General features: G+C 30.5%; 21 protein-coding genes. 9 read left to right on the top strand and 12 right to left on the bottom strand.

Annotated features, from left to right (window positions below; translation table 11 throughout):
• Positions 1–15 precede the first annotated feature (15 nt).
• From LPB136_RS02410 to LPB136_RS02400, 3 genes are read left to right on the top strand one after another with little or no spacing between them, the layout of a single operon-like run.
• Positions 16–2,811, top strand: a complete 2,796-nt coding sequence (locus tag LPB136_RS02410; protein WP_083426167.1) for a T9SS type B sorting domain-containing protein — start codon at positions 16–18, stop codon at positions 2,809–2,811.
• Positions 2,812–2,858: 47 nt separating this feature from the next.
• Entirely contained in the window at positions 2,859–4,847 is a 1,989-nt protein-coding gene (gene uvrB, locus LPB136_RS02405; protein WP_072554612.1) for an excinuclease ABC subunit UvrB, read from the top strand.
• Between the two features lie 10 nt (positions 4,848–4,857).
• The gene (locus tag LPB136_RS02400) at positions 4,858–5,469 is read left to right on the top strand and encodes a hypothetical protein (protein ID WP_072554611.1); all 612 of its coding nucleotides are present in this window, start codon (positions 4,858–4,860) and stop codon (positions 5,467–5,469) included.
• A gap of 1 nt (position 5,470) precedes the next feature.
• On the opposite strand, the gene LPB136_RS02395 is transcribed toward LPB136_RS02400, so the two are convergent.
• Both LPB136_RS02395 and LPB136_RS02390 read right to left on the bottom strand, forming a co-directional pair.
• Positions 5,471–6,034: a hypothetical protein gene (locus tag LPB136_RS02395; protein WP_072554610.1), complete on the bottom strand. Its 564-nt coding sequence runs from the start codon at positions 6,032–6,034 to the stop codon at positions 5,471–5,473.
• Positions 6,035–6,244: 210 nt separating this feature from the next.
• Positions 6,245–6,871: a LysE family translocator gene (locus LPB136_RS02390; protein ID WP_072554609.1), complete on the bottom strand. Its 627-nt coding sequence runs from the start codon at positions 6,869–6,871 to the stop codon at positions 6,245–6,247.
• 108 nt (positions 6,872–6,979) lie between these two features.
• On the opposite strand from LPB136_RS02390, the gene LPB136_RS02385 reads away from it, so the two are divergent.
• A complete protein-coding gene (locus tag LPB136_RS02385) occupies positions 6,980–7,846 on the top strand; it encodes a LysR substrate-binding domain-containing protein (RefSeq protein WP_072554608.1) in 867 nt (288 codons plus the stop codon).
• 372 nt (positions 7,847–8,218) lie between these two features.
• Here LPB136_RS02385 and sucC read toward each other — a convergent pair whose 3' ends face one another.
• Positions 8,219–9,415: an ADP-forming succinate--CoA ligase subunit beta gene (sucC, locus tag LPB136_RS02380; RefSeq protein WP_072554607.1), complete on the bottom strand. Its 1,197-nt coding sequence runs from the start codon at positions 9,413–9,415 to the stop codon at positions 8,219–8,221.
• Between the two features lie 205 nt (positions 9,416–9,620).
• Here sucC and LPB136_RS02375 point away from each other — a divergent pair, with 205 nt between their 5' ends.
• From LPB136_RS02375 to LPB136_RS02360, 4 genes are all read left to right on the top strand, one after another.
• Positions 9,621–12,155 carry a DUF5916 domain-containing protein gene (locus tag LPB136_RS02375; protein ID WP_072554606.1) on the top strand — a complete coding sequence of 845 codons (2,535 nt, stop codon included), beginning with the start codon at positions 9,621–9,623 and terminating at the stop codon, positions 12,153–12,155.
• 133 nt (positions 12,156–12,288) lie between these two features.
• Positions 12,289–12,948, top strand: coding sequence for an ABC transporter ATP-binding protein (locus LPB136_RS02370; RefSeq protein WP_072554605.1), 660 nt, complete (start codon positions 12,289–12,291; stop codon positions 12,946–12,948).
• Between the two features lie 42 nt (positions 12,949–12,990).
• Positions 12,991–13,542 (top strand): CPBP family intramembrane glutamic endopeptidase, encoded by a 552-nt coding sequence (locus tag LPB136_RS02365; protein WP_072554604.1) that lies wholly within the window; start codon positions 12,991–12,993, stop codon positions 13,540–13,542.
• Positions 13,542–14,306: a TIGR02757 family protein gene (locus tag LPB136_RS02360; protein WP_072554603.1), complete on the top strand. Its 765-nt coding sequence runs from the start codon at positions 13,542–13,544 to the stop codon at positions 14,304–14,306. Before LPB136_RS02365 ends, LPB136_RS02360 begins: the two co-directional genes overlap by 1 nt.
• Positions 14,307–14,355: 49 nt before the next feature.
• Here the strand turns inward: LPB136_RS02360 and rimO are convergent, their stop codons facing one another.
• The 9 genes from rimO to LPB136_RS02315 all read right to left on the bottom strand — a co-directional run bounded on the left by rimO (position 14,356) and on the right by LPB136_RS02315 (position 22,236).
• Positions 14,356–15,711, bottom strand: a complete 1,356-nt coding sequence (rimO, locus tag LPB136_RS02355; RefSeq protein ID WP_072554602.1) for a 30S ribosomal protein S12 methylthiotransferase RimO — start codon at positions 15,709–15,711, stop codon at positions 14,356–14,358.
• A gap of 58 nt (positions 15,712–15,769) precedes the next feature.
• Positions 15,770–17,413 carry an amidase family protein gene (locus LPB136_RS02350; RefSeq protein WP_072554601.1) on the bottom strand — a complete coding sequence of 548 codons (1,644 nt, stop codon included), beginning with the start codon at positions 17,411–17,413 and terminating at the stop codon, positions 15,770–15,772.
• An 89-nt stretch (positions 17,414–17,502) separates the two neighbouring features.
• Complete coding sequence (gene ftsY, locus LPB136_RS02345) at positions 17,503–18,456, bottom strand: signal recognition particle-docking protein FtsY (RefSeq protein WP_072554600.1); 954 nt, start codon at positions 18,454–18,456, stop codon at positions 17,503–17,505.
• A gap of 270 nt (positions 18,457–18,726) precedes the next feature.
• Positions 18,727–18,879: a DUF4295 domain-containing protein gene (locus LPB136_RS02340; RefSeq protein ID WP_072554599.1), complete on the bottom strand. Its 153-nt coding sequence runs from the start codon at positions 18,877–18,879 to the stop codon at positions 18,727–18,729.
• A 27-nt stretch (positions 18,880–18,906) separates the two neighbouring features.
• Positions 18,907–19,089: a 50S ribosomal protein L33 gene (gene rpmG, locus LPB136_RS02335; RefSeq protein ID WP_072554598.1), complete on the bottom strand. Its 183-nt coding sequence runs from the start codon at positions 19,087–19,089 to the stop codon at positions 18,907–18,909.
• Between the two features lie 29 nt (positions 19,090–19,118).
• The gene (gene rpmB / locus LPB136_RS02330; RefSeq protein ID WP_072554597.1) at positions 19,119–19,358 is read right to left on the bottom strand and encodes a 50S ribosomal protein L28; all 240 of its coding nucleotides are present in this window, start codon (positions 19,356–19,358) and stop codon (positions 19,119–19,121) included.
• An 81-nt stretch (positions 19,359–19,439) separates the two neighbouring features.
• Positions 19,440–20,687: a competence/damage-inducible protein A gene (locus LPB136_RS02325; RefSeq protein WP_072554596.1), complete on the bottom strand. Its 1,248-nt coding sequence runs from the start codon at positions 20,685–20,687 to the stop codon at positions 19,440–19,442.
• Positions 20,688–20,778: 91 nt separating this feature from the next.
• Positions 20,779–21,387, bottom strand: a complete 609-nt coding sequence (locus LPB136_RS02320; protein WP_072554595.1) for a fumarylacetoacetate hydrolase family protein — start codon at positions 21,385–21,387, stop codon at positions 20,779–20,781.
• A 9-nt stretch (positions 21,388–21,396) separates the two neighbouring features.
• Positions 21,397–22,236, bottom strand: a complete 840-nt coding sequence (locus LPB136_RS02315; RefSeq protein WP_072554594.1) for a 1,4-dihydroxy-2-naphthoyl-CoA synthase — start codon at positions 22,234–22,236, stop codon at positions 21,397–21,399.
• A gap of 122 nt (positions 22,237–22,358) precedes the next feature.
• Between LPB136_RS02315 and LPB136_RS02310 the strand changes: the two genes are divergently transcribed.
• On the top strand, positions 22,359–23,516 hold the full coding sequence (locus tag LPB136_RS02310) for an alpha/beta hydrolase (RefSeq protein ID WP_072554593.1): 1,158 nt from the start codon (positions 22,359–22,361) through the stop codon (positions 23,514–23,516).
• Positions 23,517–23,527: the final 11 nt, after the last annotated feature.

The raw sequence follows: 23,527 nt of genomic DNA, 5'->3' as shown, positions 1-23,527 counted from the left end.
ATCCCCTGAATTATAATGAAGAAAGTATTCCCCCTGATACTATTTTTCTTTGCTGTTATGTCACATTCCCAAAACCAAACAAATGTTTGGTATTTTGGAGAAAATGCTGGTATTAGTTTTGAGAATCAAACTCCCACAAGTTTAAACAACGGAAACATCAATACTTTAGAAGGATGTTCTACTTTCTCTGACGCAAACGGAAATTTATTTTTTTATACAGACGGAGTTACTCTTTGGAATAAAGAGCATCAGATAATGCAATATTCCAACGGTTCAAATGCAACTGATCTATTAGGAAACCCTTCTAGCACACAATCTGCATTAACAATACCACATCCAACAAATAATTCGCTTTTTTATCTTTTTACTATAGGAGATTTAACCAATAACAATGGTTTAAATGTGTATACAATTGATAGCATTAAAAATAATGGATTAGGAGAAGTTGTTTCAGGACCAATAAATTTATCAATAAATGAAAACTACAGAAACAATTGGTCAGAAAGGTTAACTGCAGTTCAAACGAGCAACTGTAATTCGTTTTGGTTAGTATCTCAGTCAGGAAATACATTTATTTCTTATAAAATTGATGAGAATGGGCTAAACACTAATCCAATTACATCTTCAACTTCCTATACACCAGAGTCTAAAAGTGGTTATTTAAAAATTTCTCCAGATGGAACCAAATTAGCGATTGCTGATGCACAACATTATGAAGACAATTATGGTGTAGTTTTATTTGATTTTAATGATGAAACAGGTAAAGTTTCTGAAAATGGAGAATTGATTTCAACTAAAATAGAAGACGGAACACCTTACGGAATAGAATTCTCCAAAACATCAAACAAATTATACGTTTCTACGTATAGTTATTTTAGAAATTCTACCACTGATCCAATTACTTCAACCTATAAATTATTTCAATTTGACGTACTTTCCAGCAATGTAAAAGAATCTAAAGAAACTATTTATACTAACAATAATGGTTTTAGAGGAGCGTTACAATTAGCATCTAACGGAAAAATTTACGCTTCTATTACCAAAGCTTATTTAAATGGTGGAGTTGAATATTTAAGTGTGATAGATAATCCAGATGAAAATGCGCAAGAAGTTCTTTTCACAAAAGATGCTGTTTACTTAAATGGTAATAAAGCAACCCAAGGCTTACCTCCATTTATTCAATCATTTTTCTCTTCAACTACTATTTTAGATGATGCAACTGAAGAAATTATTAACAATGAACCACAAACTTACTTTCTAGATGAAAACCATATTCTTAGGTCAGGAACTATTGAAACTAATACAACTTATATTTGGAAAAAAGATGGTGAAATAATAGGAAATGAAGCTACTTTAAATATTTCTGAAGGAATTTACGGAAGTGGACTTTACGAACTAGAAGTAGTACTTTCTTCATGTAAAAAAGTTACAGCAAGCGTAACTATTAGTTTTCTAGAAAAAACAATTATTATTTATGAGAACTGTGATACTGATGAAAACGTAACAGATGGTATTACTACATTTCATTTACAAACTAAAAGAGAAGCATTAGCAAGAAACATTAATGATTATACAGTAACTTTTTTTGAAAAAAACGATACTTCATTCTCCAACCCTTTACCTAATGAATATAGAAATGAAGAGAGTCCTATAGAGCATGAAATTATCGCCAAAATAACAAATAACACTACTAACCAAGAAAATTTAGAAACTTTAAAACTACAAGTTCTTCCTACTGTTATAGAAGATTTTTCAATCTTATATACTATTGAAGAAGATTTAAATGCTAATGAAGTTAACCCTCAATTTAGTTTAGGTTCTGGAGATGCAAATATTGATTTTACAATTAAAATTGAACAGATAAAAAATTTATACTCTTTATATAATCTTGACATTGAGCTTTACAAAACTTTTAGCGATGCTAAAAATGAAGTAAATGAAATTACTCAAACCTCAGAAAACAATTATTTTACAGATAATTCAGAAGTATTTGTAAAACTAAATTATAACGGTTTAAACTGTGAAAATTCAATAGGAAAATTTAAGATTACTGTATTAAAATTACCTGAACCTTTAGGTATTGAAACTCCTTTAAGTTTATGCTCAAAAGAGAACAACACCTTATTGCTAGATGCAAACACAGATATTTTAAACGACACTTATAAATGGTATCTTAATAATGAACTTATAGAAAATGCAACAGATCCTTCTTATATACCTAGTGAAGCTGGAACCTACAAAGTAATAACTTATAGAAATTACCCTCAATTAAACCAACAAGTAGCTGGCTTTAATACATTTATTGTAGAAAATTCTCAAAACATTAAAATAACCTCACTTAAATACAATAATGATGAAAATAACATTACTGTTATAGTTGAAGAGAGTGATGACTATGAATATTCTTTAGACAATATTAATTTTTACAATTCTTATGGAAATTCCTTTACATTTAATAATGTTGAAAATGGTTTACATACTGTTTATGTAAAAAGGATAAATGGTTGTATAAATACAGTTTCGCAAGAGATATCTGTATTTAAGGTTCAAAATTTTATAACACCAAATAATGACGGAATTAATGACACATGGAAAGTAGACATTTCTAAAAATCCGAACTACTCAAATGTATACATAACAATTTTTGACAGATTTGGAAAAATACTAAAAACATTAAAAAACGATGAATGGGACGGAACATTCAACGGTCAAGATTTACCGCCTAAAACTTACTGGTATACTTTAAAACTAGAAGATGTAAATGGAAATTTTACAGAAACAAAAGGCAGCATTTCTTTAATTCGAAATTAAGAAAACACATTCCTACCCATTGTAAAAGTAATCCGTATTTTTGTTAAATGGATTTTAAACTTGTATCTAACTTCTCTCCTACTGGAGATCAACCAGAAGCAATTAAACAACTTACTAACGGAATATTTTCCGAAGAAAAACACCAAACTTTATTAGGTGTTACTGGTTCTGGTAAAACGTTTACTGTAGCAAATGTTGTAGAAAAAATCAATCGTCCAACATTGGTTTTAGCACATAATAAAACATTGGCGGCGCAATTATATTCAGAATTTAAACAGTTTTTTCCAGAAAACGCTGTAGAGTATTTTGTTTCTTATTATGATTACTATCAACCAGAAGCATATATTCCAGTAACTGGAACTTATATAGAGAAAGATTTATCTATTAATGAAGATATAGAACGCTTACGTTTAAGTACAACCTCTTCCCTACTTTCTGGTCGTAGAGATGTTTTAGTTGTAGCATCTGTTTCCTGTTTATATGGTATTGGAAATCCTGTAGAATTTAAGAAAAATGTTATAAATATTGAGGTTGACCAACAAATTCCAAGAACAAAATTTTTACACCTTTTAGTAACCAGTTTATATTCCAGAACAGAAATTGAAGTAAAAAGCGGAACTTTTAAAGTAAAAGGAGATGTGGTTACCATTTATCCATCTTATGGAGATAATGGATATCGTGTTCACTTTTTTGGAGATGAAATTGAAGAAATTGAAAGTATAGATATAGAAAGTAACACAATTGTAGAACGTTTTGAAAACCTAACAATTTATCCTGCAAATTTATTCGTTACTTCACCTGATGTATTACAAAACGCCATTCATTTAATTCAAGATGATATGGTAAAACAAGTAGATTATTTTAAAGAAATTGGGAAACATTTAGAAGCTAAACGCTTAAAAGAACGTACCGAATTCGATTTAGAAATGATACGCGAATTGGGTTATTGTTCTGGAATTGAAAACTATTCTCGTTATTTAGATGGTAGAGAACCAGGAACAAGACCTTTCTGTTTATTAGATTATTTTCCTGACGATTATTTAATGGTTATTGATGAAAGCCACGTAACCATTCCGCAAACGCACGCAATGTATGGTGGCGATAGAAGTAGAAAAGAAAATTTAGTTGAATTTGGTTTTAGATTACCAGCTGCAATGGATAATAGACCATTAAAGTTTGAAGAGTTTGAAGAAATTCAGAATCAAACAATTTATGTTTCTGCAACTCCTGCCGATTATGAGCTGCAAAAAACCGAAGGTGTTTTTGTAGAACAAGTAATTAGACCAACTGGTTTATTAGATCCAGTTATAGAAATTAGACCAAGTTTAAATCAGATTGATGATTTAATTGAAGAAATACAAATCCGTGTAGAAAAAGACGAACGTACCTTAGTTACAACACTAACTAAACGAATGGCAGAAGAATTAGCAAAATATTTAAGCCGAATTCAAGTGCGTTGCCGTTATATACATTCTGATGTAGATACTTTAGAACGTGTAGAAATAATGCAAGATTTACGTAAAGGTTTGTTCGATGTCTTGATTGGTGTAAACTTATTACGTGAAGGTTTAGATTTACCTGAAGTTTCTTTAGTTGCCATTTTAGATGCTGATAAAGAAGGTTTTTTACGTTCGCATCGTTCACTGACTCAAACTATTGGTAGAGCTGCCAGAAACGTAAACGGAATCGCAATTTTATATGCTGATAAAATGACCAAAAGCATGCAAAAAACTATTGACGAAACCGATAGAAGGCGCGAAAAGCAGATTGCATACAATACAAAACATAATATTACACCAACTCAAATTAATAAAAAGATAGATGATGCTTTAACCAAAGGAACTGTTACTTCTTATCACTATGACAATGCCGCGCAAAAAGCTGCAGAACAAGAATTGGAATACTTACCAAAAGAAACTATTGAAAAACGTATTAGAGAAAAACGCAAACAAATGGAAGCTGCTGCAAAAGAATTAGATTTTATTGTTGCTGCACAATTACGTGATGAAATTAAAGTTTTAAAAGAAAATTTGTAGATTTACTTTTATGAAAAAGATATTTTTAATTTTAATACTACTCACTCATTTCAATACTTATTCTCAAAGTAAAAAAATAATGTATGTTGATGAAGATTTAAAAATTCTTACAATAGAGCAATACAAGAGCAACCCTTTAAATAAAAGACATTACGAATTTAGAGTAGAAAAAGATAGTGTAATTTTCTACATAAAAGCTGTAAAAGAAAAGTTTGGTCGCATTTCTAAAGAAATTCATGAAAAAATTAAAAACAACTTGATTACTGTTTCTAACTCTAAGATAAATTCTAATCAAACAATTATTATTAACTATTTTCCTAAAAAAGACAAATGCTTAGGTAATACCGGATGGAATAATTCATTTTTAAAGTTAACTAAAACATATACAACTGTTTTAAAAGAAAAGAAAAACATAAAACAATTTTTTATTTTTAAAGATGATAAAATTGTTAAGAATTTTTCCAAAGAATTTCAGTGGTATAAAGATAACAGCCAATTAATAGAAAAAACTTTTTTTAAATTTCATTACCCATGTTTTAGTTACGTCATTATAAAACCAAATGGAAACTACTATACCAAAAGAGGTGAATATAGGATTACAGAAATTTTAGAGAAGATATAAATCAATCCTCACTTCCCCAAGGAGCACTTGGCGTTTCTACTTCTTTTGTTAAATCAAATTTTACAGAAAAGAATCTATCAGATCCTATCCTACGTAAATTGTAAGTGAAACTAGTTTTATCAACTGTAACCCACCAAAGATTGGTTGAAGCAGCAGGAATTAATTTACTTGTATGTTTATCTGCTGGAAAAAACTGAATATTCTTCAACCCCACATTAGGATTAGAACCTCCATATTGTGTTATTTTATCTTCAGAACCATCTTTGTGTCTATGATCGTGTTTTAAAGTAATTAAATTATCTGAACTTTTTGTAAAAACCCAAGTTCTAGATTTATCTTCACCAACAAAAAACGGAACTCTAAGTGTATTCTCTTCACAGGAGCGAATATGCATCACTAACTTATTTCCAGTAAAACCATCTCCTTCTTTTCCTCCAGCAACTATTTCTCCTTCATAAGCTTTACCGCAGTGTTGTTTTAATGTATTCCAAAACACTGAAGAACTTGGTAATTCTTGTGCAATTAATTGTAGTGGAAGTAAAAATAAAATAAGTGCTTTTTTCATAATATCTCTCTTAAATAAAGTACAGCACAATATAACATGATTTTAAAATTTACACGAAAGGAATTGAAAATAATTTAGGTTGTTTCTAAAACAAAAATTAGGTAACTTCGCTAACGTTGAATATAAATCATTAAAACGACGCATATTCAGAAACCCATTAGCACCAATTTTAAAAAAAACGCCCGATGAATAATGAAATCGGGCGAAAACTTAAATTTTAGCTAATGCTATTTTTATTCCCATAACTATAAAGACCAAACCACTCAATTTATTTAACCAACATCCTGATTTAAGATTACTTTTTAACTTTTGACTGAAAACACTAGCGAATAATGTCAAAATCAAAAACCATACAATCCCGATTAAGGCATAAGTTATTCCCAATAATAGAAACGGAATAGGATTGTCCATTTGATTTACATTAATAAATTGAGGGAAAAATGCTAAAAAGAATAATGCAACTTTCGGATTTAAAGTATTAGTTAAAAATCCAGTCCAGAAATCATTTTTTGAATTCTTGCTAAACTTTTTATTATCAGCTGGAAAAAATCCTTCTTTGTTCTTCAACTTTAAAAAACCTAAATAAATCAGATATCCTGCACCAAGAAATTTGATTAAACTAAATGCAATAGTAGATTTCGCAATAAGAACAGACAATCCTAATGCAGCAAAAAATGTATGCACCAAAACACCTGTATTTATACCAAATGTAGCATAAATGCCTGACTTTCTTCCTTGACCTATAGATTTATTTAAAACAAAAACTGTGTCAATTCCTGGCGTCATAATAAAAAACAAAGCCGTCACTATAAATGTCATTAAATTTTCAATTCCCATTGTGTTCTATCTTTTAAAATTAATAAAATATTTTCAACAAAGAAACAGTTTTGATATACTTCAAAAAATACATATTTTTGACCAACTAATGCAAAAACAGCATTAATTATGACAATTCAACAAATAAAATATTTTTTAGTTCTTGCCAAGGAACTTCATTTCTGGAATACGGCAGAGAAAGTTTTTATATCACAATCTTCATTAAGCAGACAAATCCAAGCTTTGGAAGATGAACTACAAATACAACTTTTTGAACGGGACAAGAGAAATGTCAAGCTTACAAATGCGGGTAAATTTCTTCAAGAACAATGGAGAGAGGAAATTAAAGAGTTTGACCAAATAATAAGACAGGCAAAAAAAATTGACGAAGGAAAAGCGGGAACTATTTCTATAACGTATCCGGGTTCTATCGCTTATGAATTTTTACCAAAATTCTTGGAGGTTTTAAGCAATAATCTACCTGATTTAAAAATAGAATTAACTGAACCTATAGACGAAAATCACGAAAAGCTTTTATTAAACTTTCAAACTGATATAGCATTTAGTAGAGATAAAATTAAAAATGTAAATATCGACTCTCAAAAACTTTATTCTGAACCAATTTGTTTGGTTGTCCCTAAAAACCATAGGTTAAACAAAAAGAATTTGACTGGATTAGAGAACGAAAAGTTTATTATTTCGGGTTTACACCAAACCACTTTTTTTGCTTCGTTATTAAGGTCGTGGTTTTCAAAAAATGGAATTGAACCCAAAACCATAATTGAATCGGATTTTGGAGGAATGATAATAAATCTCGTTTCCAAAGGACTTGGAATCTCTATTTTGCCATTGTCGTTTAAATCGGCTCAAGCAGAAAATGTTGAGTTTATAGAATTAGAAGAAAAAATAGATTTATACATAAACTGGCGAAAAAAGGAACTGAACAACACAATTAAAAAAGTAGTTGAATATTCCAAATTTATAGGAAAAAAATAAAAAAAACTGATGCTAACACCGTGTATAAAAAATTGCTTATTTTTATCCTAACCAAAAGTAGTTGCTTTTTTGTGAACATCAATTTTCCTGCGGAAAATAGCCGTTCACTTTAAACGCAACTTTCCATAACACAACAACGTTAGCGAATCATCTAATAAAGATTAAATAATACTTATAGTTTTGCTTAAAAACAGCAAACAAGTTTAGCCCTGATTGAAGTGACATCTTTTTGCTTTTTATGCAAAAGATATAACCTTTCGTCTTCGCTCAAGATAAACTCCGAGCAGGAAATAGCTACTTAAAAAGAACATTTCTTAACTAAAAAAGCCTCACAAAATGTGAGGCTTTTATATATATAAATTAAGAAACTTTTTAAGCTCCTAATACTTCAGCAACTTTATCTGCAGCTTCTTGGAATTCTGTAGCAGAAATAATTTCCATTCCAGAATTGTCAATTAACTCTTTTGCCTCAACAGCATTTGTTCCTTGTAATCTACAAATAATAGGTACATTAATTCTGTCTCCCATACTTTTGTAAGCATCTACAACACCTTGTGCTACTCTATCACAACGTACAATACCACCAAAGATATTTACTAAAATTGCTTTTACGTTTGTGTCTTTTAAAATAATACCAAAAGCAGTTTCTACTCTTGCAGCATCAGCAGTTCCACCAACATCTAAAAAGTTAGCTGGTTCTCCACCAGACTCTTTAATTAAGTCCATAGTTCCCATTGCTAAACCAGCTCCGTTTACCATACATCCAACGTTTCCATCTAAATCTACATAGTTTAAACCTGCAGCTTTAGCTTCAACTTCAATTGGGTTTTCTTCACGTAAATCACGCATTTCTGCATAATCTTTATGTCTATATAATGCATTTTCATCTAAAGAAACTTTAGCATCTACTGCCATAATTTTAGAATCCGATGTTTTTAATACTGGGTTAATTTCAAACATTGAAGAATCAGAACCAATGTATGCTTTATATAAATTAGTAACAAACTTTGTCATTTCCTTAAAAGCAACACCAGATAAACCTAAGTTAAAAGCAACTTTACGTGCTTGAAAAGGCATAATCCCTAATAAAGGATCTATTTCTTCTGTAAAAATTAAATGTGGAGTTTCCTCTGCAACAGTTTCAATATCCATTCCACCTTCAGTAGAATACATAATCATATTTTTACCAGTAGCTCTATTTAATAAAACAGAAATATAATATTCATCCGGCTCAGAATCTCCAGGATAATATACGTCCTCACAAATTAAAACTTGATTTACTAACTTTCCTTCTGCAGAAGTTTGAGGTGTAATTAACATCATTCCTAAAATATCATTAGAAATGCTTTTTACCTCGTCTAAGTTTTTAGCCAACTTAACACCACCACCTTTACCACGACCACCTGCGTGAACCTGTGCTTTAATAACGTGCCAACCTGTTCCGGTTTCTTCAGTTAACTTTTTTGCTGCGTTAACAGCTTCTTCTGGAGTACTAGCTACAATTCCGCGTTGTATTCTAACGCCAAAACTGTTTAATATTTCTTTACCTTGGTATTCGTGTAAGTTCATTCTATTAAAATGTTTTATAGTAAAGCAAAAGTACAAATTCAAATTACAAATTAGGCTAACTCTTAAGATTAATTACTATAAAATTGTAAAAATTATGTAACGTTTATAATTTTAAGTAGTCTTTACAATAATTAACACTAATTTAAGACTTGTTAGTACAAAGGATAAATACTTTCGTACTATCAATTTACAATGCTAATCAACTATGTATAGAATTGCCTTATTTTTATTGGTAATCTTCTTCTTTTCTGAAGAAAATTACGCTCAAGAAATTAATACAAATCGAAAAAAAATTGAAGCTACAAGAATTAGTAAATCTCCTAAAATTGATGGGGATTTAAATGATTCTGCTTGGAAAAATGCTCCTTTAGCTAATGATTTTATAATGATGCGTCCTACAAATGGAGATGCTGAACCTGCTTCGCATAAAACGGAAGTAAAGTTGATTTATGATGACAATGCAATTTATGTAAGTGCAAAAATGTTGGCTCCAAATCCTTCTAAAATTCCTGCAGAATTTAACAATAGAGACAATATTGGAAATGCAGATTTTTTTATGTTAATGGTAAATCCAAATGATGATGGTCAAAACCCAACTATGTTTATTGTTACTGCTTCTGGTGTTCAGGTAGATTCTAAAGTATCTAACGGTAACGAAGATTATAATTGGAATGCTGTTTGGGAAAGTGCTCATAAAATTACAGATACTGGCTGGGTTATAGAAATGAAAATACCTTACAGAGCTTTACGTTTTGCTAATGAAGATGTACAGTCTTGGGGAATTAACTTTCATAGAGAAGTAAGAAATTTAAACGCTCGTTTTACGTGGAATCATATTGATAACACGCAAGGAAGATGGACACAATACGATGGTTTGTACCAAAATTTTAAAAATATAAAACCACCAACTCGTCTAGCATTTTATCCTTATGCATCGGTTATTTCTGAAACGTATGACGGACATACAATTGCTGATTGGAATGTTGGTATGGACGTAAAATATGGTTTAACAGAAAACTTTACACTAGATGCAACCTTAATTCCAGATTTTAGCCAAGCTGGTTTTGATAATGTGGAATTAAATCTAGGACCATTTGAACAACAATTTTCTGAACAACGTCAATTTTTTACAGAAGGAACAGAATTATTTTCGAAAGGAAGGTTATTTTATTCAAGAAGAATTGGAGCACACCCAATAGATCAATTTTCTGGTGATAGAAATTTAATAGAAGAAGATGTTTTTACAAACGGAAAAAGAACCAATGAAGAAATTACTGATGAACCTGGAAAAGTTCAAATGTTAAACGCAATTAAAATTTCTGGTAGAACAAAAGGCGGCTTAGGAATTGGTTTTTTCAACGCAATTACAGACAAAACAGAGATAACCATAGAAAAAACTGAAGAAGAAGATCTTGGTGGTGGACAAATACAAACTACTACTACAACTAGAAAAGAAACTACAAATCCGTTTTCTAACTATAATATTTTAGTTTTAGATCAACAGTTTAATCAAAACTCGGCAGTAACTTTAATTAATACAAATGTTACGCGTAATGGTAAATTTAGAGATGCAAATGCAACAGGTTTATTATGGCACTTAGAAGACAATGGAAGTAATTATAATATTGATGGAGGTTTTAAAATGACTAGTATTTCTGATGACATAGACAACCCAAACACAGGTTATGCATTTGACACAAGTATTGGAAAACATTCTGGTAAATGGCGTGGAGAAATTGGGTATAATTTTGAAAACAAAGACTACAACCCAAATGATATGGGAATTTTGTTCAGCAATAATGAGCAAACCTTATATGGTTATTTAGGATATAGATACCTTAAACCAAAAGGAAAAATTAATGAATTATACCATAACTTTTCTTACAATGTAAATTTCTTGCATGAATCTGGAGTTTATACAGGAACTTATTTAGGATACAATTTTCAAGTACAAACCAAAAAACGTTTTGGTTATGGAGGTAACATAAACTTTAATTCTGAAAGAAAAGATTTCTTTGAACCAAGACAAGGATCTACAAGTGGTGTTTTCTTTTTAAGGCCACAAAGTTTAAATGTTAATCATTGGGGTTCTTCAGATTATAGAAAGAAATTTGCGTATGATTATGATTTGTATTTCACACATAATAAAAACAACGCAAAAGAATCTTACGGCTTTGGAATCTCACCTAGATATCGATTTACAAATCAATTTTCTTTAGTGTATCGTTTAAACTATAACAAAACCAATAACGATCAAGGCTTTGTAAATGAAATAACGGCAGATGATGTGGCAGATGACGCTTCACTAGCTCCATACCAAGACAAAATTATCTTTGGGCAAAGAGACAGAACTTCATATAACAATTCACTTACAGGAAAATATAGCTTTAGCACAAAATCTTCACTATCGTTATCATTTAGACATAACTGGAGTAAAGTACCTTATAAAGAACAATTTTTCACCTTAGAAAACGATGGAACTTTAGCTAAAACTATTTACCAAGACAATTATGATGTTAACTTTAATAGCTGGAATTTAGACCTAAATTACCTTTGGCAATTTGCACCAGGAAGTCAATTAATAGCATTCTACAGGAACTCTATTTTTAATGACAGTGATAACGCAAACCACACTTTTACAGAAAACTTAGATGAGTTATTTCAAGAACCAAACCAACATATATTTTCTTTACGTTTTGTCTATTTTATAGATTACAACAACATTAAAAACATCTTTTAGGGCGTGCCCACGCTTAGGCGTGGTCGGGCTTTCCGTTACAATCTTTTGTTCATTCTTCACAAAAGGATTTCTACTTCAATCCCTCACGCAAAACCGATAATTCTTAGTACATTCGTTTTATTGAAATTAAAGCATGATTGTAGCAAAAAATATTCATAAATATTACGGAGAAGTCGAAGTTTTAAAAGGCGTAAACCTTCATATTAAAAAAGGCGAAATAGTTGCCATTGTTGGTCCATCTGGAGCAGGTAAAACAACACTCTTACAAATTTTAGGAACTTTAGATAAACCGCTGAAAGAAGAAGAATTTCAACTCTTTGTAGACGGAATATCAATTAAAGATTTATCCGATAAAGAGATATCTAAATTCAGAAATAAACACATTGGTTTTATATTTCAATTTCATCAGTTATTACCAGAATTTACGGCCTTAGAAAACGTTTGTATTCCTGCATTTATTGGCAATAAACCAAAAGCAGCAACAGAAAAAAGAGCTAAAGAGTTATTAGAATTCTTAGGTTTATCGCATCGAGAAAATCACAAACCTAATCAACTTTCTGGAGGAGAACAACAACGCGTTGCAGTTGCAAGAGCATTAATTAATGAGCCTTCAGTAATTTTTGCCGATGAACCTTCTGGAAATCTAGATTCTACTTCCGCAGAAAACCTACACAAACTATTTTTTGAATTGCGTGATAAATTAGGACAAACCTTTGTTCTTGTTACGCATAACAAAGAACTTGCTGCAATGGCAGACAGAACTTTGACAATGAAAGATGGCGTTATAGTGTAACAAAACTAAATTTTTGGCTACTAATTAATAAATCAAAACAACATGAAAGAAACATTTAACGAGTTAGTAGCCTATTTAAAGAATCCAGTTTTAGAAGAAGACACAAATACAAATATTAATTATAGAATTACAAAATTTGGTCATCTTTTAATAATTAGTCTTTTAACAGGTTTAGCAACTTCAGTTTTAATAGGTGCTTTAGATGAGTTTGGTTTGGTAAACATGGACGATCATCAGATGGAAGAAATGATGAAAAGCTTATCTAAAACAATGATTTTTGTTATGGCTGTTGTAATTGCTCCACTTTTAGAAGAAGTTATTTTTAGAGCTCCATTAACCGCTTTTAAAAAAGGAAAACAATTTAGAATAGCTTTTTACACTTTGGCAATTTTATTTGGTTTAGTTCATATTACAAACTATAATTTAACCACAAATGTGCTATTATTTGCACCAATATTAGTGTTGCCACAATTACTTTTAGGTGGTTATTTAGGTTTTATCCGTGTACGTTTTGGTTTACTTTGGTCTATTTTATTACACGCAGCTTATAACGGTATTTTAATGGGCGGAGCGTTAATATTTGGTTTTGAATAATGATAAATAAAGAGCTTCAAGAGTTTTTAGATGAAAAGGTTATTCAATACAACAATCCAAAGTTTATTGAAAGCGACCCAATACAAATTCCACATTTATTTTCTAAAAAAGAAGACATTGAAATTGCTGGTTTTTTAACAGCAACAATTGCTTGGGGAAAAAGACAAATGATTATCAATAATTCTAATAAGATGATGGAATTATTAGATAATTCTCCACACGATTTTGTTATTAATCACACAGAAAAAGAGCTTAGTAAGCTAACAAATTTTGTGCATAGAACTTTTAATGAAATTGATTTTCAGTTCTTTATAAAATCGTTAAAAAACATTTATAAAAACCACAACGGATTAGAAAATACACTTTTAATTACTGACAAATCAGATAATTACAAAACTGCAATTCATAATTTTAAAAAAGTGTTTTTTGAAATCCCACATCAAAGCAGAACCACAAAACACGTTTCTGATCCTTTAAAAAACTCAGCATCAAAACGTATAAACATGTATTTACGTTGGATGGTTAGAGATAATAAAACGGGTGTAGATTTTGGCATTTGGAAAAATCATAGTGCTGCTAATTTACATTGTCCGTTAGATGTACATTCTGGAAATGTTGCCAGAAAACTAAACGTTTTAACTCGTAAACAAAACGATTGGAAAGCGGTTAGAGAAATGGATGCAGCGCTAAGAAAGTTAGATAAAAAAGATCCTTCAAAATACGATTTTGCTTTATTTGGATTGGGTGTTTTTGAACAATTTTAAACAAAAAAAATCCTGCTTAAAAGCAGGATTTTCTATTTATAAGTTTTATTTATTTTTTCTTCTGTTGATTTAAAGGAATTGGTCTCTCTTGTTTAACAACTGGAGTTCCGTGTAAATCAAAATCTCCTGCTTCATGAATTTTAATATCTATGAATTCACCTATTTTAATATAGTGTTCTTTAGCATCAACAATAACATCATTATCTACATCTGGCGAATCAAATTCTGTTCTTCCATAGAAAAATTCTCCATCTTTTCTATCAAATAAACATCTAAACGTTTTTCCGATTTTCTGTTGATTCAACTCCCAAGAAATCTGACCTTGAATTTCCATAATCTCGTTTACACGTCTAAACTTTACATCTTCCGGAACATTATCTTCTAAAACATACGCTCCAGTATTTTCTTCATGAGAATATTGAAAAGCACCTAAACGCTCAAAACGCATCTCCTCTACCCAATCTTTTAATTCTTGAAATTGCTCTTCCGTTTCTCCAGGATAACCAACAATTAAGGTGGTTCTAATTCCCATGTTAGGAACCGCCTCTCTAAACTTATGAATTAATGAAGTCGTTTTTTCGTGCGTTGTACCACGTTTCATCGACTTTAAAATTTCTGTATTAATATGCTGTAAAGGAATATCTAAATAATTACACACTTTTGGTTCACGTTTCATCACTTCTAAAACATCCATTGGAAAACCAGTTGGAAAAGCATAATGCAAACGAATCCATTCAATTCCATCTACTTTTACTAAAGCTTCTAACAATTCTGCTAACGCACGCTTTTTGTAGATATCTAATCCGTAATAAGTTAAATCTTGCGCTATAAGCATTATTTCCTTAATACCTTTTTCAGCTAGCTTTGTAGCTTCAATAACAATATCTTCAATTGGAGTAGATTTGTGTTTTCCTCTCATTAAAGGAATTGCACAAAACGAACAAGGTCTATCACATCCTTCAGCAATTTTTAAATATGCATAGTGTTTTGGTGTAGTTGTTAAACGCTCACCAATCAATTCATGTTTATAATCTGCTTCTAAAACCTTTAAAAGATTCGGCAAATCGTGTGTTCCAAAATATTGGTCTACATTTTTAATTTCTCTTTCTAAATCTGGCTTGTAACGTTCACTTAAACAACCAGAAACAAAAACTTTATCAATTTCACCTGCTTCTTTTCTTTGTGCATAATGTAAAATTGTATCAATACTTTCTTCTTTGGCTTTACCAATAAATCCGCAAGTATTAATTACAACAATGTTTCCATCATCTTCTGGATCTTCATGCACAACATTTTTGCCGTTTGCTTTTAATTGTCCCATTAAAACTTCACTGTCGTAAACGTTTTTAGAGCAACCTAAAGTAACAACATTAATCTTATTTTTCTTGATAGTTTTTGTACGCATCTTTATTAAGTTTAAGCGAATGCAAAAATAGTGCTTTTAAAACTATTAAAATTCTTTCTTATTGATAGTTTTTTGGTAATTTTCTAACTTTAGTTAATTGTTCAAAAGCATAACCAATCTCTAACAATCTACTTTCAGAGAATGGAACACCGATAAATGTTAAACTAATTGGTTCTCCAGAATCTTTATATCCCATTGGAACTGTTAATGTTGGGTGTTTAGCAACAGCTGCAATTCCTGAATGATAATTATTTATTGATAAAATTACATCTAAGTTTTCATCCTTTAATGCTTGTAAAAACTTTTTACCTTCCGAATTTAAATTATTCTTTACAATTTCTAATTGCTTTAAAGTTGTTGAATCTTTTACTATTCCATCAAATAACTGTTGTCCATAAGGTGCTCTTAAAATTGAATCTTTCAAATTAAAAATCGTAACATCTTTTACTGACTTTATCTCTACATTTTTATCTGAATTATTTTTTAAATATAATGGTAAATCATGTTTCATATCAATATTAAGAAGCGTTAAAAAACCATCGAATTTAGGGTTCTCTGGGTTTAACTCTACAATTTCAGCTCCAGCTTTTTTTATTTTTTCTATTGTTAAAGCATAGATAGAATCAGTTAATAAGGGTTTTAAAACTCCAATTTTAGTTTTAGAAAAATTAAATTTATCCTTATCAATTAGATTAAATTTATAATCATTTTTTATTGATTCAGAATCATCTTTATCAAGACCTAACATAGCTTCTAAAAAAATTGCATTATCAACAATATTTTTAGTCATAGGTCCTGGCGTATCTAAAGTACTTGAAATTGGTACAATACCTGTTCTACTCAAAACTCCAATTGTTGGTTTTAATCCAACCACAGAATTTTGACTTGACGGTGAAGTAATAGAACCTGAAGTTTCTGTACCAACCGCTGCAACTCCATAATTTGCGGCAACTGCTACTCCACTTCCTGCAGAACTTCCACCAGTTTCAAATATTTTTCTTCCATACGGATTTAAGGTTTGTCCACCAATTGCAGAATATCCTAACGGACAACCCGAACAGAAAAAATAAGCCCATTCACTTAAATTTACTTTCCCTAAAATTAACGCGCCATTTTCTTTTAGTTTATCAACTATAAAAGCATCAGTAGTATTTTTGTTCTCAGCTAAAGCAATTGCTCCAGCTGTAGTTGGCATATTATAAGTATTTATATTGTCTTTTAACAAGATTGGCATTCCAAAAATTGAATTCTCTGAAACATTATTTTTATTTTTATCTCTTGCTCTTGCTTCTTTAACTACATTAGGATTTAAAGCAATTATTGCATTTAAAGACTTTGTACTATCACTTTCAAATTTTCTGATTCTATATAAATAAAATAAGGTCAGTTTTTCATAAGATAGATTTCCTTCTTTTATACTGTTTTGAATTGTTGGAATATTTTGTTCTAAAACTAATGGTTTTAATTCTTGATAATTTTCTTCTGAAAAATGAGCTAAATCTTCTTGAAAAGGTTTAAAAACTTGATTCATATCTAAATATTTAGACTGAATTAACTTAAACTGCATTCTTTTACTTTCATGACTTTCTTGTTCCTGTAACTGATCAGTTTCATCATATTTTTTAAAAAAGATATTGTTATCCTTTTGCTTACAAGCAGTAAATAATATAATTGATAAAGTAATTAGAAGTAGTTTTCTCATTATTTAAGAATTTGATTTTCAAATATATAAAAAACAAAACTCCTTTCTATTACTTAGAAAGGAGTTTTAATTTTTATTGTAAAATTAGTTTACTTAAAAAACGAATCTACAAACTCATGTTTGTTAAATACTTGCAAATCGTCTATTCCTTCTCCTACTCCAATATATTTTACGGGTATTTGAAATTGGTCTGAAATACCAATTACAACTCCTCCTTTTGCAGTTCCGTCTAATTTTGTTACCGCTAAAGAAGTAACTTCTGTTGCTAATGTAAATTGTTTTGCTTGTTCAAATGCATTTTGTCCTGTTGAGCCGTCTAAAACTAATAATACATCGTGCGGAGCATCTGCTACCACTTTTTGCATTACACGTTTTATCTTTGTAAGCTCATTCATTAAGTTTACTTTATTGTGTAAACGACCTGCTGTGTCTATAATTACAACATCGGCATTTTGTGTAACAGCAGATTGTAGGGTATCAAAAGCCACAGATGCTGGATCTGACCCCATTTCTTGACGTACAATTGGCACATCCGTTCTATCTGCCCAAACTTGTAACTGATCTATTGCTGCTGCTCTAAATGTATCTGCTGCTCCTAAAACAACTTTTAAGCCTTTCTTTTTAAATTGAGCTGCCAACTTACCTATTGTTGTAGTTTTACCAACTCCGTTTACTCCAACAACCATTAATACATAAGGTTTTTTGTTTTCTGGAATTGTAAAATCGGTATCGTTTCCTGAATTGGTTTCAGATAATAAACCTGCTATTTCTTCTCGTAGAATGTTATTTAACTCGTCGGTTCCTAAATATTTGTCTTTAGCAACTCTTGCTTCTATTCTATCAATAATTTTTAAAGTAGTATTTACACCAACGTCTGATGCTACTAAAACCTCTTCTAAATTATCTAAAACATCATCATCTACTTTAGATTTACCTGCTACGGCTTTAGACATTTTATTTAGGAAATTAGTTTTAGATTTCTCTAAACCTTTATCTAAGGTTTCCTTTTTTTCTTTTGAAAATATATTTTTAAAAAAACTCATCTGTTTGGTTTGTATACTTTTTTATACCTTAAAAATTATGCCAAGAGTTAAACTTGACATCTTGTCATTATAAAGAGGCCTGCGTTAGGGATTGTAGCGGCATCCTTTTTTCTTTTTCTGAAAAAAGATATAGCGAAAAGCCCGACCACGCTTTTTTTGCGTGGTAACGCCCAACCCTTCGACTACGCTCAGGATAACAAAATGCAATATATAAAAAAAAGCTACTCTCTATTTAAGAAAGTAGCTTTATATTTTATGTAAGTAAAATGTTTACTTTTTTGCTAAAAAGGCATCTACAGCAGAAGGATCCATAATAGCTTCAACAAATGTGTAAGCTCCTGTTTTTGGAGATTTTACCATTTTAATTGCTTTACTTAATCTTTTTGCTCCTGTTTGTAACGATGCTACTGATTTCTTTGCCATCTTGTATAAATTTAAAGCCGTAGCTAATTATTTAATTTCTTTATGAACTGTCATTTTCTTTAAAATTGGGTTAAATTTCTTTAACTCAACTCTATCTGGGGTATTCTTCTTGTTTTTTGTTGTAATATAACGAGAAGTTCCTGGTTGCCCTGTTGCTTTGTGCTCAGTACATTCTAAAATAACTTGTACTCTGTTTCCTTTTTTTGCCATTGTGCTAAAATTTTAATCCTAAAAAGGAATTATTTTGTTAAGAATCCTTTTGCTCTTGCTTCTTTAATAACAGCAGCAATTCCTTTTTTATTTATGTTTTTTAATGCAGAAGCAGATACTTTTAAGGTTACCCATTTATCTTCTTCTGGAATAAAGAAACGCTTAGTCATAAGATTAGCGTTAAATCTTCTTTTTGTTCTATTCATTGCATGGGAAACATTGTTTCCTACCATTGCTTTTTTACCTGTAAGTTCACAAACTCTAGACATCTTCTTGACAGTTTTATTTTGTTATCTCTAAACGAGGTGCAAAAATACGTCAATTTTTAAATAACAACAAAACTATTTTAACTATTTTTTTGAAATTTTTTGCTGTAATAATTCAAATGCCTTAGTTACAGTTCTATTAATTACTTTTTCTCTTGGCTGTCCAAAATTAAATTGATGTGCTTCTACCCCATTTTTATCTGCAATTGCAATAAAAACTACTCCTACACTTTTATCTGTTATATCTGCTGTTGGCCCTGCATTTCCTGTTACTGCAATTGCATAATCTGTTTCTGTAATTTTTCTAGCATTTTTTGCCATAACCTCAGCTACTTGTGCACTAACTACAGAATGTGTTTCTATTAATTTAGATGACACACTTAATAATTGTTGTTTTAAAGCTGCTGAATAGGTTACAAAACTTCCTTTATAATAAGCTGAAGAACCTGCTACTGAAACAATAGTTGATGCTATTTTACCTCCTGTTAAACTTTCTGCTGTTGAAAGTGTTTTACCTTGTTGTTTTAAAAGTGTTCCTATTCTCTTTTCAATAGTTTCTCCTTCATCAAAACCAGTTATAATATCAGGGATTAACTCTTGCAGTTCTTGCAGTTGCTTTTCTAAGGCAGCTTCTAAAACTTCTTTATTTTCGCCTTTGGCGGATAAACGCAATCTAACTTTACCAAATGATGGTAAATATGCTAACTTTATAAAGCTTGGCAAATTGTTTTCGAAATCTTCAATTATTTCTGCAATTGTACTTTCTCCCGCTCCATAAGTCATAATTGTTTTATGAATGATAAAGGGTAGTTTAAATTGTTTTTGAATTCTTGGTAAAACTTGATTGGTTATTAATCCTTTCATTTCATAAGGAACGCCTGGAAGTGAAACAAAAACTGTATTGTTTTCATAAAACCACATTCCTGGTGCTGTTCCAAAATTATTCATTAATAAGGTTGCTTTTGAAGGCAACTGCGCTTGATAACGTTGAATTTCCTTAAACGGATGGTTTATCTTACTAAATAACTCTTTTATGTGTGCTATAACTTCTGGATATTCAATAAACTCAGCATCGTTAAAATACTTAGCAATTGTTTTTTTGGTGATATCGTCTTTTGTTGGCCCTAATCCTCCAGTTAAAATAACAATATCTGCACGTTCTTGCGCTTCTTTTAACGCATTTAAAATGTGCTGTTCATCATCTTGTATTGAAGTTATCTGATACACAGAAACTCCTATTTTATTTAATTCTTTTCCAATAAATTGCGAATTTGTATCAACAATTTGCCCAATAAGAATCTCGTCTCCAATTGTTATTATTTCTGCATTCATATTTTATAAGTTACAAAGTTGTAACGTTTATAAAGTTTAAAAGTTGAGTATGAAACTTTCTACTTTTTAACTTTAAATACTTTTTACTGATTTATTTCACTCTAATATTAAAAGCTTCTTTCCCTTCAATAACTCCTTTTAAAGTATCATTTTCTACAACTCTACCAACACCAGCTGGAGTTCCTGTAAAAATAATATCTCCTTTTTTTAAGGTGAAATATTGAGAAACATATGAAATTAATTCGTCCGTTTTCCACAACATTGCATTTGTGTTTCCATCTTGAACAATTTCATCATTCTTATATAGTTGAAACTTTAAATTATCTAAATCGAATTCTTCCTTCGGATAAAATTCACCTACAACGGCACTTCCATCAAAAGCTTTTGCTTTTTCCCAAGGCAAACCTTTTTCTTTACATTTTGCCTGAACGTCTCTTGCTGTTAAATCGATTCCTAAACCAACTTCATCATAATATTTATGCGCAAATTTAGGTTGAATGTGTTTACCAACTTTATTTATCTTCACTAAAACCTCAACTTCATAATGCACATCATTAGAAAATGGCGGAATAAAAAACGGGTTCTTTCTTGGTAAAATTGCCGAATCTGGCTTTAGAAAAACAACAGGATTGTCTGGTCTTTCATTTGCTAACTCTTCTATATGTTTTGCGTAATTGCGCCCAATACAAATTATTTTCATTGTTGGTTTTTATGGTATCCACGTTTTAGGAAAGTTAGGTTTTCTTTTTTCAAGAAAGGCATCTCTTCCTTCTTTTGCTTCATCTGTCATATATGCTAAACGAGTAACTTCACCAGCAAATACTTGTTGCCCAACCATTCCATCATCTGTTAAATTCATTGCAAATTTCAGCATTTTTATAGACGTTGGGGATTTTTCTAATATTTCTTGTGCCCAATCAAAAGCCGTTTGTTCTAATTCATCATGCGGAATTACGGCATTTACCATTCCCATTTCATACGCTTCTTGGGCAGAGTAATTTCTTCCTAAAAAGAAAATTTCTCTTGCTCTCTTCTGCCCTACCATTTTTGCTAAATAAGCAGAACCATAACCAGCGTCAAACGACGTTACATCAGCATCAGTTTGTTTAAAAATAGCGTGTTCTTTAGAAGCCAAAGTTAAATCGCAGGTTACATGTAAGCTATGTCCGCCACCAACAGCCCAACCTGGAACAACACATATAACTGCCTTTGGCATAAACCTTATTAAACGTTGTACTTCTAAAATATTTAAACGATGATAACCATCTTTACCAACATAACCTTGATGTCCACGTGCATTTTGATCTCCACCAGAACAGAAACTCCAAATACCATCTTTTGTACTTGGCCCTTCTGCAGACAATAAAACTACTCCAATATTTGTATCTTCATGTGCATCATTAAACGCATCTAACAATTCTGATGTTGTATGTGGGCGAAATGCATTACGTACATTTGGTCTATTAAATGCTATTCTTGCAACATTGTGAGATTTTTTATAAGTAATATCTTCGTAAACTTTAGCAGTTTTCCAATCTGGTTTTATCATAATTTGTAAGTTTTTTCGTTAATTTGTCATTGCACAAAAATAGCGCATTCGATTTTTGTAAGCTAATTTCCCCCGAAATAAAAATTAAAATGCAACGTTTTTAAAGTAAACTATAATACATTATGAAAAACAATTGGGGAATTTTAATACTTTTATTGGTGAGTTTATCATCATTTTCACAAGAATTTATCAATAAAAAATTTGAATCTAAGGAGTTAAGGTCTACTAGAGATTTAAAAATCTATTTACCTGAAGGTTATCAAAAAGACTCAATAAATAATTATCCATTAGCAATTATAATAGATGGCGAACATCTTTTTGACACCTATGTTGCTAGTTCTAAGCTTTTTTCTATGACTGATAAAGCCCCAAAACAAATTGTTGTTGGTATACAGATAAATAAAACGAGAGAAGAAGACACTTATTTTGATGAAAACACCTATCAATTAACTGGTGGTAATGTTAAATTTTTACGTTTTATTAAAAATGAAATCTTACCGTTTATGGAAGGCAGCTACAGAACTTCTCCTTTTATATCAATTATTGGTCAAGGTTCATCTGTAAATCTAGTTACTCAGTTTTTAAATGAAAAGCCACCAATATTTAATGCTTACATAGCAATAAACCCTTTATTTGCTCCAAATATTACCGCAAAAACAATGTCTTTTCAAGTAGATAAATTTGAAAAAGAGGACAATACGTTTTACCTATATATAAATGATGCACCATTTTTCAGTAAAGAAAAAAAGAAACCACTACCAGAGTTAAAAACATATCTAAGTTCTATAAGTGCTAAAAACTTTCATTTTAAATATGATGAAATGAACTCTGAAAGCTATATTTCTTCTTTAGGGGAAGCTATTCCTAGAGCCATGGACAAAATATTTGAAACTTACGGAAGCATTACTACAAAAGAGTTTGAAGAAAAAATTAAAGCCTTAGAGCCATCAGATGCTATTGCTTATCTAGAAAATAAATATTTAGACATCGATTTTCTATTTGGCTCTAACTTAGGAATTAGAGAAAAAGACATTTTCATTATTGAAGATGTAATTATTGATAAAGAAGATGGCGATTACTTACGTAATTTTGGCGAGATGATTTTAAACGTTTATCCTAGATCTCATATAGGAGATTACTATGTTGGTTTATATTTTGAAAAAAAAGGTAAAATGTCTTTAGCTTTAGAAAGCTACAGAAGTGGTTACGACAAAATGAGCAACTCTGACCCTAATAAAAGTCTTTTTTATACCAATATAGAAAGAGTTAGTGGAAGATAGCAGTTTGCAAA

Origin of the sequence: Tenacibaculum todarodis (genome assembly GCF_001889045.1) — a bacterium.
Classification (GTDB): domain Bacteria; phylum Bacteroidota; class Bacteroidia; order Flavobacteriales; family Flavobacteriaceae; genus Polaribacter; species Polaribacter todarodis.
The sequence above is the reverse complement of the archived record's forward strand: the minus strand, read 5'-3'. Positions and strand labels throughout refer to the sequence as shown.